11 protein-coding genes are annotated in these 15,443 nt (G+C 42.4%); 7 read left to right on the top strand and 4 right to left on the bottom strand.

Annotation, left to right across the window (positions count from 1 at the left end):
* Positions 1-27: 27 nt before the first annotated feature.
* The 4 genes from BWI44_RS16060 to thrA all read right to left on the bottom strand — a co-directional run bounded on the left by BWI44_RS16060 (position 28) and on the right by thrA (position 6,421).
* Positions 28-744 carry a hypothetical protein gene (locus BWI44_RS16060; protein WP_138292775.1) on the bottom strand — a complete coding sequence of 239 codons (717 nt, stop codon included), beginning with the start codon at positions 742-744 and terminating at the stop codon, positions 28-30.
* A gap of 616 nt (positions 745-1,360) precedes the next feature.
* Positions 1,361-2,662, bottom strand: a complete 1,302-nt coding sequence (gene thrC / locus BWI44_RS16055) for a threonine synthase (protein WP_007667488.1) — start codon at positions 2,660-2,662, stop codon at positions 1,361-1,363.
* 62 nt (positions 2,663-2,724) lie between these two features.
* Positions 2,725-3,984, bottom strand: coding sequence for a cofactor-independent phosphoglycerate mutase (locus tag BWI44_RS16050; RefSeq protein ID WP_286814989.1), 1,260 nt, complete (start codon positions 3,982-3,984; stop codon positions 2,725-2,727).
* Between the two features lie 4 nt (positions 3,985-3,988).
* Complete coding sequence (thrA, locus tag BWI44_RS16045) at positions 3,989-6,421, bottom strand: bifunctional aspartate kinase/homoserine dehydrogenase I (RefSeq protein WP_195209506.1); 2,433 nt, start codon at positions 6,419-6,421, stop codon at positions 3,989-3,991.
* 450 nt (positions 6,422-6,871) lie between these two features.
* On the opposite strand from thrA, the gene BWI44_RS16040 reads away from it, so the two are divergent.
* From BWI44_RS16040 to BWI44_RS16010, 7 genes are all read left to right on the top strand, one after another.
* Positions 6,872-7,912, top strand: a complete 1,041-nt coding sequence (locus tag BWI44_RS16040; RefSeq protein ID WP_118222940.1) for an asparaginase — start codon at positions 6,872-6,874, stop codon at positions 7,910-7,912.
* Positions 7,913-8,204: 292 nt separating this feature from the next.
* Positions 8,205-9,572 (top strand): DNA repair protein RadA, encoded by a 1,368-nt coding sequence (gene radA, locus BWI44_RS16035; RefSeq protein WP_195209507.1) that lies wholly within the window; start codon positions 8,205-8,207, stop codon positions 9,570-9,572.
* Positions 9,573-9,602: 30 nt separating this feature from the next.
* Complete coding sequence (locus tag BWI44_RS16030) at positions 9,603-11,159, top strand: hypothetical protein (RefSeq protein ID WP_195209508.1); 1,557 nt, start codon at positions 9,603-9,605, stop codon at positions 11,157-11,159.
* Entirely contained in the window at positions 11,156-11,842 is a 687-nt protein-coding gene (locus BWI44_RS16025; protein ID WP_195209509.1) for a hypothetical protein, read from the top strand. Before BWI44_RS16030 ends, BWI44_RS16025 begins: the two co-directional genes overlap by 4 nt.
* Positions 11,839-13,464, top strand: coding sequence for an NAD(P)/FAD-dependent oxidoreductase (locus tag BWI44_RS16020; RefSeq protein ID WP_195209510.1), 1,626 nt, complete (start codon positions 11,839-11,841; stop codon positions 13,462-13,464). Before BWI44_RS16025 ends, BWI44_RS16020 begins: the two co-directional genes overlap by 4 nt.
* 290 nt (positions 13,465-13,754) lie before the next feature.
* Positions 13,755-14,336, top strand: coding sequence for an RNA polymerase sigma-70 factor (locus BWI44_RS16015; protein ID WP_082074169.1), 582 nt, complete (start codon positions 13,755-13,757; stop codon positions 14,334-14,336).
* Between the two features lie 114 nt (positions 14,337-14,450).
* Positions 14,451-15,395 (top strand): FecR family protein, encoded by a 945-nt coding sequence (locus BWI44_RS16010; RefSeq protein ID WP_044533555.1) that lies wholly within the window; start codon positions 14,451-14,453, stop codon positions 15,393-15,395.
* Positions 15,396-15,443 lie beyond the last annotated feature (48 nt).

The following is a 15,443-nucleotide window of genomic DNA, read 5'->3' as shown; positions in this document are numbered from 1 at the left end:
GATATAAAAAAGTAAATAAGTAGCAAATTATGATTGAACAAATTCCATAGCATGCCATGCATACCACTTTTGTGTGAATTCATCACCCAAGTTGTATTGACTGGCAACATTACGTACTGTCTCCAAATTCAAATTATCAGGTAAACGGAGAAGTGCGTTTGCAGCACAGAGTTTTTTGTATTCTTCATCAAGAATAATCCTTTTACGAAGAGACAGGTTATCATCTCCGATATAAGTCCTGTGACTTATCATGCGTTCTGACACCAGTCTGCCAATCATGACACCTTGCTCTGATATAAAATAATATGAATTATCAGGTTGCCTGACATAAAGAGTATTATTATTTTTCAAGCTAAAATACTCAAATGTATTATAATTACCAGTTTCCAGATTATAATATCTAAGGTAACGCTCTCTGTATCTCTGCATAAAATGTGAAGTATACTCAATAACAAGAGGATGTCTATAGCTCGACAATGCAATATATCCGTAAGTTTCCTGACCGGTTATCGGAGCGTAAATAAGAAGTGAAAAACTTTCATTGAGAGCAAGAAAGGCAATGGTCCAAGAATTATTCCGCTTTGTCGTGACTACCATTCTTTTAGTAAATCTTCCGATAAAGTGTTCTTGCCTGTAGCGCTTTCCACAACGATCCATAAATAAATCGATTTTGGTCTGCAATATTGAAAAATCTTTCATTGCTTCAGCATATAACTCTTCGGACGACATTGATGATACAAACATGTTTTTATCTTGTTTATGGTTAATGCGAACCAGAAATTGAATAAATGCCTTTCTTACAGGTTATGAATAAAGTGTGATAATGTGGTAGGGTGATAAAGTGATAGCGGGATAACGCTCTGTGATATATAGTGCAGCTACTTTATCACCTTATCACCCTACCACTTTATCACTCTTTTATTTTTATTCCTTGTTCGCAATATTAATGAATATGGGTACAAAGGTATAAAAAAAACAATCCAACATAGTTAGCAGAGGCCTTTTTTCATGTTATAATATTATCCTTGAGTAGCTGCTGATTTTTTGGATGGTCTGAATCCCTCGAACGCATCATATATTTCATGCAAACAGATGATGCGTTTGCCACAAGTAGATGGTGTGTTTCCCACAGTTGAATAAGACAAGTGCCACACTCTAACGGATAATTAGTGTGGCATTTACCCCGTTAGAGTGTGGCATTTCAGATGGGATAAAAAAGAGAGGAGAAGCAATGCCCCTCCTCTTATGCTAATTTAAACTTGAATCTGAGTTAAAATTACGGTTACAAATATACTATATTGAAACACCAAAGTCAAGCTTTCGGGTCTTTATTTCTTTCTGCTTAAAGAAATTCCGCTCCTTATAGCGACAACAGATAACTTTTAAAATCAGCAAATTCCTTTGTCATCGACAGACTTTGCTTTTCACCTTGCATAAAAGCTTTCAGTTTTGCAGGCATCTCTACGCTTTCGCCGATAATACCTTCCACGGTATCGAGGAATTTTGCCGGATGTGCCGTCTCCAGGAAAACGCCAGTTTCACCTGGTTTCAATCCTTCTTTCAGAGCACGGAAACCACAGGCACCATGCGGATCAAGCAGGTAATGACATTCCTTCCACGTCTCACGCATCGTTTCAGCAATCTGTTCATTAGTATAAGTAGTACCACTGATTTCAGCAGAAATGGCCGCATGACTGCCTCCATAAAGATCGAGCACACGCGCAAAGTTACTCGGATCGCCCACATCCATAGCATTAGCAATGGTAGCGATAGAAGGACGTGGAGTATAAACTCCGGTTTGCAAATATTGATAGAAGATATCGTTACGGTTGTTGGCAGCAATGAAACGCTTCACAGGCAATCCCATACGTTTACCAAACAATCCGGCAGTGATATTTCCAAAGTTACCGCTCGGAACACAGATAACGGCATCGTTCGCTTTGCCTAACTTCTTCAGTTGAGCATAAGCATAGAAGTAATAGAAAGCCTGCGGTAAGAAGCGTGCTACATTAATGGAATTGGCACTGGTAAGTTGCAGATGCTCATTCAGTTCCTTATCCATAAAAGCAGACTTCACCAACGCCTGGCAATCATCGAATGTACCGTCTATCTCAAGGGCTGTGATATTCTGTCCGAGAGTCGTAAATTGTTTCTCCTGTATTTCGCTGACTTTCCCTTTAGGATAAAGCACATATACATGAATACCCTCCACACCGAGGAAACCATTAGCTACCGCACTTCCCGTATCACCAGAGGTAGCAACCAACACATTGACTTGTTTCTTACCTTCTTTTCTGATGAAGTATCCTAAAAGACGGGCCATGAAACGTCCGCCCACATCTTTGAAAGCAAGCGTCGGGCCATGGAAAAGTTCGAGTGAATAAATATCTTCCGTCACCTTCACCAAAGGAACATCAAAATTCAATGTATCGTAAACGATTTGTTTCAATGTTTCGGCAGGTACATCTTCCCCAAAGAAAGCATCGGCTACGCGATAGGCAATCTCCTGAAAAGAAAGAGTATCAATACTATCATAAAAATCTTGTGGCAAAGGTTTAATGCTATATGGCATGAAAAGTCCTTTGTCGGCAGCAAGTCCCTTCACTACGGCTTCTTCTAGGCTGGCATCGGGAGCTTGTTTATTGGTAGAATAATATTTCATATTAAATTAAAAATTAAAGAATTAAAAATTAAAGGCTGCGCAAGGCTCTGATGAAATCCGCATTACTTTGCGGTGGGACTCATAAATTCATTGATAAATTCGTCTTCTTTCATCAAACCGTAACAGCCTTCGCAAACAGACGCTTCATCAAAGGTCTGTACACTATCCGGTTCGATACCCGGATACCAGATGAAGAAAGGGATCGGTTCATTGGTATGTGTGCGAAGCTCACATGGAGTAGGATGATCGGGCAATACGGCAATAGCTACCGGTTCTTCCCAATCTTTCACGGCTTCATATATAGGACCTACAGCACGGCTATCCAGATTCTCGATCGTCAGAAGTTTTAAATCCACATTCCCTTCATGTCCGGCCTCATCGCTGGCCTCGATATGTAGATAGACGAAATCATCCGTCTTCAGGGCTTCCAGTGCAGCAGCCACTTTATTTTCATAATTGGTATCATACAGGCCCGTTGCACCTTCCACTGTCAGGCGACGCAAGTCCGCATAATATCCGATACCATTGATCAGATCTACAGCAGAAATCACTGCCCCCCGTTTCACTTGTGGGAACTTATCAGACAAACGTTCCATCTTAGGACGATATCCGGGACTCCAGGGCCAAATACTGTTAGCCGGGTCTTTCCCTTCCGCCATCCGCTTCTGATTCAACGGATGATTTTCCAAAAGCTCCTGCGAACGCAGGATAAGATCATTAATCAAATCAGCGGTTTGTTGCGGAGTCAGTTCTGCACCGCCTTTGGGAACTGTTATATTCTCCGTACCCGGCATCGGTTTCACCAGTAACGGACGGAAAGGTTTCAACGGCACATCGTGCGGTGGCGTACAATCAATACGTTTATCTCCACCTTTGATCACCAATAAATGACGATATTGCACGCCTGTATAGAAACACACCCGCTCATTACCCAGATGTTCCTGCAAGTACTTCACCAATACATCGGCTTCTTCCGTTGTGATGTGTCCGGCAGAATGGTTTTTAATATGATCGCCTTCAATGCAAATGATGTTACAACGCATTGCCATCTCGCCCGGTTTCAAATCTACACCGATGCTGGCAGCTTCCAGAGGTCCTCGTCCTTCATAAACTTTCGGCAGGTCATAGCCCAGAACGGACATATTCGCTACCTCACTACCGGGATGAAAACCGTCGGCAACAGTCTTCAACCGTCCCGTACGCCCCATGCTCGCCAGTTTATCCATATAAGGCGTCTTGGCATATTGCATCAGCGTCTTACCGCCCAATGACTCCACAGGCCAATCCGCCATTCCATCGCCTAATATGATTATATGTTTCATTTTATTAAACATTTGCAATACTCATGATATCCGCAAATACACCTGCCGCCGTCACTCCGGCACCGGCACCGTATCCCTGTATCATCATCGGATATTCTTTATAACGTTCCGTAGTCAACAGAATAATATTGTTACTACCTTCCAGACCATAGAACGGATGATTTACACCCACTTCCTGCAGGCCGACCGATGCTTTGCCATTCTCCAGTTTAGCAACAAAACGCCAGTGCTTATTCTCAGCTTCCAGTACCTTGCGACGGGCTTCGAAGTCCGCATCCAGACTCGGCACTTTCTTCCAGAAATCATCCAGCGAACCTTCAAAGAAATCATCGGGCACAAACAGGTTCTTTTCTACATCCGACTGTTCCAGCCTGTAACCGGCTTCACGTGCCAAGATCACCAATTTACGGATAACATCCTTACCACTCAGGTCGATACGCGGATCCGGTTCGGAGTAACGCTCTTCCTGCGCCATCTTGATGGTCTTGCTGAAAGGAATATCCGCACTGATCTTATTAAAGATATAGTTCAGCGTGCCACTCAGCACTGCTTCAATCTTCAATATCTTGTCACCACTATGGATAAGGTCATTGATCGTATTGATAATCGGAAGTCCCGCACCCACATTCGTTTCAAAGAGGTACTTCACACCACGCTGACGGGCAATCTGTTTCAATTCACGGTAGTTCTCATATTCCGAGGAAGCGGCAATTTTATTGGCTGCCACTACGGAAACGTTGTGTAACAACAGGTCTTTGTACAAGGAAGCAACTGCCGCACTTGCCGTACAGTCTACAAATACCGAGTTGAAGATATTCATACCGATAATCTCATCACGCAAAGTTTCCAACGTACTCGGTTTGCCTTTTTCTGCCAATTCTGCACGGAAATCCGTCAGATCGAAGCCTTCACGGCTAAACATAGCCCGGTCAGCATCAGCGATACCTACAATATGCAGTTTCAATCCATTCTCCATCATAAGCTTCTGCTGTTGACAACGAATCTGTTCTACTAAGCTGCCACCTACCGTACCGATACCGCAAATAAAGAGGTTCAGTACCTGGTATTCCGACAGGAAGAATGAATCGTGGATAACGTTCAATGATTTACGCAATGATTTGGAATCCACTACAAATGAGATATTTGTTTCCGAAGCACCCTGAGCACAAGCTATCACATTGATACCGTTACGTCCCAACGTACCGAACAGCTTTCCGGCAATACCCGGCGTATGCTTCATATTTTCACCTACGATAGCTACCGTAGCCAGGTTCTTCTCCGCCTGTATCGGAGAAATCTCTCCCATTTCAATCTCTTTGGCAAACTCCTCGTTCAGTACTTCACATGCCAGATCGGCATCCGCATTACGCACACCGATAGACGTAGAGTTCTCCGAAGATGCCTGAGATACAAGGAACACACTGATGCCATTCTTTGCCAGTGCCTTAAAGATGCGGTAGTTCACACCAATCACACCTACCATACCCAGACCCTGCACAGTAATCAGACTGGTATCATTGATAGAAGAAATACCCTTAATCGCTTTCGTACGCGGATCAGATACTTCCTGTCTGATAATCGTTCCTTTTCCTTCGGGATTGAATGTATTCTTTATTAAAATAGGAATATTCTTGTGGCAAACCGGATAAATAGTCGGCGGATATACTACCTTGGCACCGAAATTACAAAGCTCCGTTGCCTCTACATAACTCAGTTCGTTAATGGTATAAGCGGTAGAAATCACACGCGGATCTGCAGTCATGAAACCATCCACATCCGTCCAGATTTCCAATTGATCGGCATCCAATGCCGCCGCAATAACCGAAGCTGTATAATCGGAACCACCACGTCCCAGATTCGTAACATCTCCTGTCGCCTTATCAGTAGAGATAAAACCCGGTACCAGCGCACGCTTCGGCAAAGTGCTGAATGTTTCACGAATCAATTGATTCGTCAACTCGGTATCCAGTACATACTTAGAGTGCTTCTTTTCTGTTTTGATAAACTTGCGTGAATCAAACCATTTGGCTCCTGTCAACTCTGCAACGATAATGGACGATAAACGCTCGCCATAGCTGACAATCGTATCGGAAGTCTTTTGTGAAAGGTCCTTTATCAGATAAATACCCTGGAAAATGTCTTTCAGTTCATTGAGCAGTTCACCAATCTGGCGTTGCAGTTCCACTTGCCCCTCACCTGCAGGAATCACTTCTTTAATCATTTCCACATGGCGGTAAACAATTTCGCGGAACTCATTTTCGTAAGCAGCATCACCGGCAGCCGCCATTTTCGACGTGTTTATCAGCTTATCTGTGATGCCCCCCAGTGCGGAAACCACCACAATTACCGGTTCTTCTACTGCTTCTACAATTCTCTTTACGCTCAAAATACTGTTCGCGGAACCTACGGACGTTCCGCCGAATTTTATTACTTTCATATCCTTTATTACTATTGATAAGGTTGATACAATGTGTCGGAAACAGGACGTATATGCCTGTATTGACTTGAATTAAATAAGAAAAACTGCTGAAAAATAGTGTAACACGTAGAAACACAAATACTATCCATTAACCCCTAAGGGTCATGGTCATGCACATGGATGTGACTGTATGTTGATAGTACTTGTTCATACTCTCTGTTTCTTTCATTATTGATAAGTGTCGCAAAAGTAATAATAAAAACATTCAATCTATCACATTTTGTGGTTTTTTTGTAATAAAAATATAGAAAGGCCTCAAAAGAGGCAGAAATATGCAAAAGTACGAAGTGTCATTTTCACACATTAACACACAAAAATCCAGTACCAATGGCACAGTTTTATAACATTTTGATATTAAATCCAAGATATATCATTATATTTGCACTAAATTATCGTAAGAGAATGCGTATGAGTCCAAATATAACTTCCATTTTGCTAATCTATACCGGTGGAACCATCGGAATGATAGAAAACCCCGAAACAGGCGCTTTAGAGAATTTCAATCTCGAGCAACTGAAAAAGCACGTACCGGAGCTGCAAAATTTCACATTCCATATCGATACTTATCAGTTCGATCCTCCGATGGACTCTTCGGATATGGACCCGGAAGCCTGGCGCAAACTGGTGCACATCATCAGTGACCATTACGATAGATACACAGGTTTTGTAATTCTGCACGGCACGGATACGATGGCATATACAGCATCCGCCCTTAGCTTTATGTTAGAAGGATTGAGTAAGCCTGTCATCCTCACCGGCTCACAACTCCCTATCGGAGTACTCCGCACGGACGGAAAAGAAAACCTTCTTACCAGTCTTGAAATAGCCAGTGCACGTGATGCAAAAGGCAATCCGCTTGTACCTGAGGTCTGCATCTTTTTTGAGAATCACCTGATGCGCGGCAATCGTACCATCAAGATGAACGCAGAGAACTTCAATGCATTCCGTTCATTCAACTATCCCGTATTGGCAGAAGCAGGTATTCATATTAAATATAATAATGTGCAAATCCGCTTTAAGGAAGTTGAACGGGAACTGAAGCCACATTATCTATTAGATACCAATGTCGCTGTCCTAAAACTCTTTCCGGGTATTCAGGAGAATGTAGTATCGAGTATACTGGGCATTGAGGGATTGAAGGCTGTCGTGCTCGAAACTTACGGTTCGGGAAATGCTCCCCGCAAAGAGTGGTTCATACGCCGCTTGCGGAATGCTTGCGAGCAAGGGATAGTCATCGTCAACGTCACCCAGTGCAGTGCCGGAACCGTAGAGATGGAACGTTATGAAACGGGCTATCAGCTAATGCAGGCGGGAGTAGTTTGCGGATATGACAGCACAACGGAGTCTGCCGTTACTAAACTGATGTTTCTACTGGGCCACGGTTATACGCCTGATGAGGTACGAAAAAGAATGCGCACTCCAATGGCGGGAGAAATTACTACCATTTAAAAAAGTAACCCATTAGTGGCAAACAAGGCTTTATCCTTGTGCCCGAAAGGGGGCAAGACCGTAGTTGAAACATAGCTGAACCGTAGCAACTCCGTACTATCTCCCTATAGAGGTACCCCTATGCGGGAAAGGTACGGAGCAACTAAGGGTTTGATAAGCCCTTAGTATGACCTAAATGCGGCAAGAATTCTTACCAATCCATATACATTACCTGAATAAATCCCTTCTAAATCGGACAAGCGAACAGCTAAAGTTGTATCTTTGACCAATCATTCAGCAAGTAAATTCCCTTATGGCAAAAGAAAAAACGGTTTATGTGTGTAATAACTGCGGGCAAGAGTCTCCGAAATGGGTAGGCAAATGTCCATCGTGTGGAGAATGGAACACGTATGTGGAAGAAGTGATACGAAAGGAAATCGTCAACAAACGTCCGGTCTCCGGAATAGAAACAGAAAAGCCAAAACCTATTGTTCTTAGTGAAATAGAGGCGGATGACGAACCACGTATCGACCTGCACGATGAAGAGCTAAACCGGGTATTAGGAGGTGGCCTAGTTCCGGGATCTCTGGTACTGATTGGCGGTGAACCGGGAATTGGTAAATCAACTTTGGTGCTACAAACTGTACTCCATATACCCGAAAAGCGCGTTCTCTACGTATCGGGTGAAGAAAGTGCCCGCCAATTAAAATTGCGTGCCGACCGGTTATCGCACAATTCCAGCGATTGCCTTATTGTTTGCGAAACATCATTAGAGCAGATATTCGTACATATCAAAAACACCCGTCCGGAACTGGTAATCATCGACTCTATACAGACTATCTCTACAGAGAGCATTGAATCATCGCCGGGAAGCATTGCACAAGTACGCGAATGCTCAGCAAGCATCCTGCGCTTTGCCAAAGAAACGCATACACCGGTATTGCTCATCGGACATATTAATAAGGAAGGCAGCATTGCCGGACCAAAAGTCCTGGAACATATAGTAGACACGGTATTACAGTTTGAGGGCGATCAGCATTATATGTATCGCATCCTGCGTAGTATCAAGAATCGTTTTGGCAGCACGGCCGAACTGGGTATTTATGAAATGCGACAGGATGGTTTACGCCAAGTCAGCAATCCGTCGGAATTATTATTAAGTCAGGATCACGAAGGTATGAGCGGTATAGCTATAGCTTCAGCCATAGAGGGGATACGTCCGTTCCTGATTGAAACTCAAGCATTAGTGAGCAGTGCGGTATATGGTAATCCGCAACGTTCGGCCACAGGATTCGATATCCGAAGAATGAATATGCTATTGGCAGTACTGGAAAAACGGGTAGGCTTCAAACTGGCTCAAAAGGATGTGTTCCTTAATATTGCCGGAGGATTGAAAGTTAATGATCCGGCGATAGACTTGGCTGTCATCAGTGCCATACTGTCCAGCAATATGGATACGGCTATCGAACCGGAAGTCTGTATGGCAGGGGAAATAGGTTTGTCCGGCGAAATCCGTCCGGTGAACCGAATTGAGCAAAGAATCGGTGAGGCGGAGAAGCTGGGATTCAGACGGTTTGTACTGCCGAAATACAATTTACAAGGAATTGATACGAAGAAACTCAAAATAGAACTAATACCGGTAAGAAAGGTAGAGGAAGCATTCAGAGCACTATTCGGATAAAGAGAAATAGAAACAATCAATAATACTACTATGAAAGAACAATTACATTATCTATCACTTTTAATCCTGCTGTCGCTCTGCAGCTGCGAGGTAACATTGCACGACAACTACGTGGAAACGGAACCGCTGCCACTGGAAACCCCTATAGAAATAAAGCTGGACGCAGAGCAAAACAGCAGTGGAGAACTTCTATTAATAGAAGGCCTTAAAGTAGGATTTCAGATAAACACACCGGAATCCCGGCTGATCTCTGCCTCTTTTTACATTGGTAATAATCTGGTCTGCGAAACGAACAGCCCACAAGGCAGTTTTGATGTCTACAATAATAACTTGACGGGAAACAATCAGGTGAAATGCGAGATTATCACAAAATCACTAAAGCAAGGCGAAAGCATACGTGATCAAGCCTATGGAGGACAAACATATATGGGTGAAATGAGTTGGCCGGCACGCTTCACCACTCCCCAATTAACAGTTTATCAAATTCCCGAAGAAAGTTCTTTGGAGAATGTTATCATTCATTGGACGTTCAACTTGGAGAACTTCTACTTTAAAGTTATAGACAAAGGAGAAGTTGTAGTTGCAAAGACTAAAGAAACCAGTATCACTTTGCCAGCTCCCAGCTTTGGTAAACAGAACTATATAGAAGTACGGATAGTAGATGAAGTCGGCAATGAACCTTTCCATTCCATAACAGGAGGATACACGTATTCGGGACCTGGCGTCTCATTAAAAGGAAGCCAGATGAGAAGTCTATACAATTCTTACTCTAATACATTATATGCCAGTTCATACAATGAGGTGACTTCTTATGCTATTCCGTCACTTACCACAATCAGTGAATATAAAAATGGCAAAGGCTATGGAACCCCTATTGCCGCAGCACTCAATTCAGACAAGATAGCGGTGGATTATTCTGACGAAATATGTATCTTCTCCGGAAAAGAATTAAAACTTATTGCCACAATAAACTATCCAGAAGTGACTTATGCTCCCAAAGATATACTATTTACATCAGATCATAAATTAGTACTATACTATAATCACCTCTCCAAGGTCTATATTTATAATACAGATAACGGACAACTTGAGAAGAGTATATTTCTGCCGGAAACCGATTTCCCAGAAGAACACTCTGCGGCAACCTGGTATTATCAGATAAGCGAGAACTACCTGTGCGAGCCTGTGCAACATTACGGTTTCTACCTTACCCCTTTGCAGAATTTTGAAAAAGGAAAAACTGTTTTCTACCCACATGGTTACAGCAACTACTTTTTCCACCCAACCCACCCGCATGAACTTATAATAGTAAGCACTGAGAACAACAAGGTTTCCATCCTTAATTGCCTAAGTGGAGAGATTGTTCGTACCATCTCAAAAGGGAAAGAATACGCTTTCTGCAACATTGATCCGGTAACCGGAAACTATTTGTTCCGGAATTCTTATTATGCTCTCATTACGGACGAGAATGGAGATGAACTGTTCCGGATGAGAAGTGAAGATACCAGTCCATATCTGGCAAACAATATTCTGACTTGCTGGGCAGGAGCAGCCATAAACGTAGAACCTTATCTAAAGAAACCATGAAAAAGATTATAATAGCATTAGCCTGCATATTACTGGGAATAACCGGTATGCAAGCACAGGAATTTACACTGGAATATAATATCGGGTATGGGTTATACAATATGTCCGAGATGAAAGATTTTCTGAGTAATGCAGCCGGCAGTAGCCTGAAAGGAGTAAAAACCACCGATAAGTTTCCGGGGAACTTTACACATAACTTTCGGGCTGGTGTACAGATACAGCAGCATCAGGTAGGTATCACTTTCAGCCACCAGAATACAAGCGGGCAGAATCATCTGGCCGATGCTACCGGAGAATACAGGCTAAAAGTAAAGAATAGTGGTAACCAGTTGGGAACATTCTACCGGTTCCACCTCCTGACAGAAAGATTCAGTCCATTCTTTGAATTATCTACAGGGCTCGTTTTCAATACTTGCAAGATGGAAGAATACGTACGTGTAGACTCACAGGTACAGGAAGAAAATGGAACTTTGACCGGTGTCAATGTCTTCTTACAACCTGCCATAGGAGTGCGCTATAAAATCACTACCTTTGCAGCCATTATCGCAAGCGTCGGTTACGAATGGGACCCCGTTGGTAATTTGCACCTGAAAGGAGATAGAAAACAAAAGAGTTCTTATGACGCAAACTGGAGCGGACTACGTGTCAGCGCAGGCATTGTCACTTATTTTAAAATGAAATGATACAAGAATACCAACTACGCGTGCTGCCCGAAGTAGCCGCCAATGAGCAACGATTGAAGGAGTACCTCGTACAGGAAAAAGGATTGAATGTACGGGACATCAACGCAACACGAATCCTGAAACGCAGCATTGACGCCCGGCAACGGACTATTTTCGTCAATTTGAATGTACGGGTATATCTGAACGAAATGCCCAAAGATAATGAATATCAACCTACTATATATAAGAATGTAGAAAGAAAGCCACAGGTCATCATCGTAGGTGCAGGTCCCGGTGGACTGTTCGCCGCGCTGAGACTGATAGAGCTGGGACTTCGCCCCATCATCGTAGAGCGCGGAAAAAATGTACGTGACCGGAAGAAAGACCTGGCTCAAATCAGCCGGGAGCACACAGTGAATCCGGAATCTAATTATAGTTTCGGTGAGGGAGGCGCAGGTGCTTATTCGGACGGGAAACTCTATACTCGCAGCAAGAAACGTGGAAATGTAGATAAGATATTAAACGTATTCTGTCAGCATGGTGCTTCTACAGCTATATTAGTAGACGCACATCCGCATATTGGAACGGATAAACTACCACGTGTAATAGAGAATATGCGGAATACGATTCTCGAATGTGGCGGAGAAGTGCACTTTGAGACGCGTATGGATGCTTTAATTATTGAGGAAGATGAAATAAAAGGTATCGAAACCCATACAGGACAAACGATTCTGGGTCCGGTGATCCTGGCAACAGGGCATTCGGCACGGGATGTGTACCGTTGGTTGGCCGCCAATCAAGTAGAGATTGAAGCTAAAGGTATTGCAGTCGGTGTACGTTTGGAACATCCTTCGGAATTGATCGACCAGATACAATATCATAACAGAAACGGACGGGGAAAGTATCTGCCTGCCGCCGAATACAGCTTTGTAAATCAGGTAGATGGACGAGGAGTATACAGTTTCTGTATGTGCCCGGGTGGTTTTATTGTACCCGCCGCCAGTGGTCCGCAACAGATTGTAGTCAACGGAATGAGTCCCAGCAACCGTGGATCGCGTTGGAGCAACTCAGGGATGGTAGTTGAATTGAGGCCGGAAGACTTATTGAGTGGAGAATTGAGAGTGGAGAGTGGAGAGTGGACTATGCAGCATGATAGCGCAGCTAACTCTCAACTCTCAACTCTCAACTCTCAACTCAATATGATGTACTTTCAAGAGACATTAGAATATAATTGCTGGCAACAAGGTAATATGCGTCAGACAGCTCCTGCGCAACGTATGCAGGATTTTACACGTAAGAAATTGAGCTATGATTTACCGGAGAGTTCCTATGCTCCGGGATTAATTTCTTCACCCCTACACTTTTGGATGCCACCGTTCATCACTGAACGACTCAGCAAAGGATTTCAGCAGTTCGGACAATACAGTCGTGGCTTCCTGACTAATGAAGCGGTAATGATTGGTGTGGAGACACGAACCTCTGCACCGGTACGGATCATAAGAGATAGGGAAACTTTGCAGCATGTAAGAATTAAAGGATTGTTTCCATGCGGAGAAGGAGCAGGATATGCAGGTGGCATTGTTTCTGCCGGCATTGATGGGGAACGATGTGCAGAAGCAGTAGCTAACTACTTCAAACTATAACAATTGTTTTCCTTTCACGGTAACACCGTTTACCCCAAATGGTAACTTCATTTACATGCCGGAGTAAAAGCCGTTACATGCCGAGGTAAAGAGCGTTACAATAAGGGGTAAAGGTCGTTACATCCTGCGGTAAATGCTTTTACATAAAGAGGTAACTTGTCGGTAAATACAGTTCGCTGATAGCTAACACATTAACAAAATATCATTAGCAAAGCAAATGATTTTCCAACAGTGCATAAAGTTATATAGATATTTATTGCTAACTTTGCTATACCTTTTTAATGTACATAATGAGAAGCACAACTGACATACCAATGAGCAATGCTATCGTAAGTTCTTTTAATGAGATCTATACTTCTTATTACAAGAAGTCATTCTTCTTTGCCAAATCATATGTTCATGATGATTTGGCAGCGGAAGATATTGCTTCCGACTCGTTGATTAAATTATGGGAGAAACTAAAAACAGAGAAAATAGATTATATAGAACCGCTCCTACTTACCATATTAAAGAATAAAGCTTTGGACTATCTGAAACATGAAGAAGTCAAACGCACAGCTTTTGAATCTATGGCCGATTGGCATCAACAAGAACTTTCTATTCGTATTTCAACTTTAGAGTCATGCGATCCCAATGAAATATTCTCGGATGAAGTAGAAAGTATCATCCGGGAAACATTGAAATTACTTCCTGAACAAACCCGACAGATATTTCTACTAAGCCGGTTCGAAAACAAGTCTAATAAAGAAATTGCCGAACAGATGGGAATTTCCATAAAAGGAGTGGAATATCATATATCAAAAGCATTAAAGGCATTACGGATAACCTTAAAAGATTATCTTCCTCTATTTTATTTCTTCTTCTATTATTAAATTCAGCCATGTATCTCTGCCTTTTTGAGAGCAGAAATCTTTTTTTTCATTTTTTCCAATTTTCTTTTAGGGTTGTTTTCACTTTAGTCGTTACTATATAAAACACAATAAAGAATGAATTCCGAATTACTTCAAATATATATATCCGGCAATGCCACTGAAACCGAAAAACAACGTGTTACCGAGTGGATGCAAGAAAGTCCGGAAAACATGCGCGAATATATGGCACAGCGCAAGCTACATGATATTGCCCTATGGCGCACAGAACCTGTGAAAACAGAAAATAAGCAGTTAAAAAAGCATTTCACATTGCGCACACTTTGGATAGAGACTGCAAAAATTGCAGCAATATTCGCAGTTGTTCTATTAGGTACATACTATTGGTCCGAAAAGCACCAGGCAGAACAAAGTGAATCACTCCAATCCATACATGTACCTGCCGGGCAGCGAGCCGAACTAATGTTGGCAGACGGTACTAAAGTATGGCTGAATTCGCTTAGTACGTTAACCTTTCCGGGACATTTCAATGGTGATATCCGGAATGTAAAGCTGGATGGTGAAGGCTACTTCGCAGTCACTAAAAATGAAAAACAGCCTTTTATTGTAGAAACCAATAAATGTAATGTCAAGGTATTGGGGACGGAATTCAATGTCATGGCTTATGCAGCGGACAGTATCTGGGAAACGGCCTTATTGGAAGGAGCAGTAGAAATCTTAAGTCCCGGTACTACAATGAACGGAATGAAGTTGGAACCCAATACAATGGCAAGTCTGAAAGGAAACAAACTGATAAAAGGACGAATTAAAGACCCTGAACACTTTTTGTGGCGTGAAGGCTTGATTTGCTTTAACAATGTATCCGTCAAAGATATGCTGGAAAAGCTAAAGTTATATTACGGAGTAGATATTATTGTAAATAATACCAAAATATTAAACAATCGTTATACCGGTAAATTCAGAACGGGAGATGGAGTAGAACATGTTTTGAGAGTCCTCAGACTGAATAATAAATTTACCTACAAGAAAGATGATGAGAAGAATGTAATCACTATTTATTAACCTTTTAAAATCGTTTTGCCTATGAAGTAACACACTCGAATAAAAAAA

This window comes from Bacteroides sp. Phil13 (assembly GCF_001940965.1).
Classification (GTDB): domain Bacteria; phylum Bacteroidota; class Bacteroidia; order Bacteroidales; family Bacteroidaceae; genus Bacteroides; species Bacteroides intestinalis.
Note: the sequence above shows the minus strand (reverse complement) of the source record. Positions and strands in the feature narration are given on the sequence as shown.

What these genes read in the sequence shown, in the direction of transcription:
- BWI44_RS16060 (WP_138292775.1), bottom strand. Translation starts at nt 744, where the DNA reads ATGTTTGTATCATCAATGTCGTCCGAAGAGTTATATGCTGAAGCAATG.
- thrC (WP_007667488.1), bottom strand. Translation starts at nt 2,662, where the DNA reads ATGAAATATTATTCTACCAATAAACAAGCTCCCGATGCCAGCCTAGAA.
- BWI44_RS16050 (WP_286814989.1), bottom strand. Translation starts at nt 3,984, where the DNA reads ATGAAACATATAATCATATTAGGCGATGGAATGGCGGATTGGCCTGTG.
- thrA (WP_195209506.1), bottom strand. Translation starts at nt 6,421, where the DNA reads ATGAAAGTAATAAAATTCGGCGGAACGTCCGTAGGTTCCGCGAACAGT.
- BWI44_RS16040 (WP_118222940.1), top strand. Translation starts at nt 6,872, where the DNA reads ATGAGTCCAAATATAACTTCCATTTTGCTAATCTATACCGGTGGAACC.
- radA (WP_195209507.1), top strand. Translation starts at nt 8,205, where the DNA reads ATGGCAAAAGAAAAAACGGTTTATGTGTGTAATAACTGCGGGCAAGAG.
- BWI44_RS16030 (WP_195209508.1), top strand. Translation starts at nt 9,603, where the DNA reads ATGAAAGAACAATTACATTATCTATCACTTTTAATCCTGCTGTCGCTC.
- BWI44_RS16025 (WP_195209509.1), top strand. Translation starts at nt 11,156, where the DNA reads ATGAAAAAGATTATAATAGCATTAGCCTGCATATTACTGGGAATAACC.
- BWI44_RS16020 (WP_195209510.1), top strand. Translation starts at nt 11,839, where the DNA reads ATGATACAAGAATACCAACTACGCGTGCTGCCCGAAGTAGCCGCCAAT.
- BWI44_RS16015 (WP_082074169.1), top strand. Translation starts at nt 13,755, where the DNA reads ATGAGAAGCACAACTGACATACCAATGAGCAATGCTATCGTAAGTTCT.
- BWI44_RS16010 (WP_044533555.1), top strand. Translation starts at nt 14,451, where the DNA reads ATGAATTCCGAATTACTTCAAATATATATATCCGGCAATGCCACTGAA.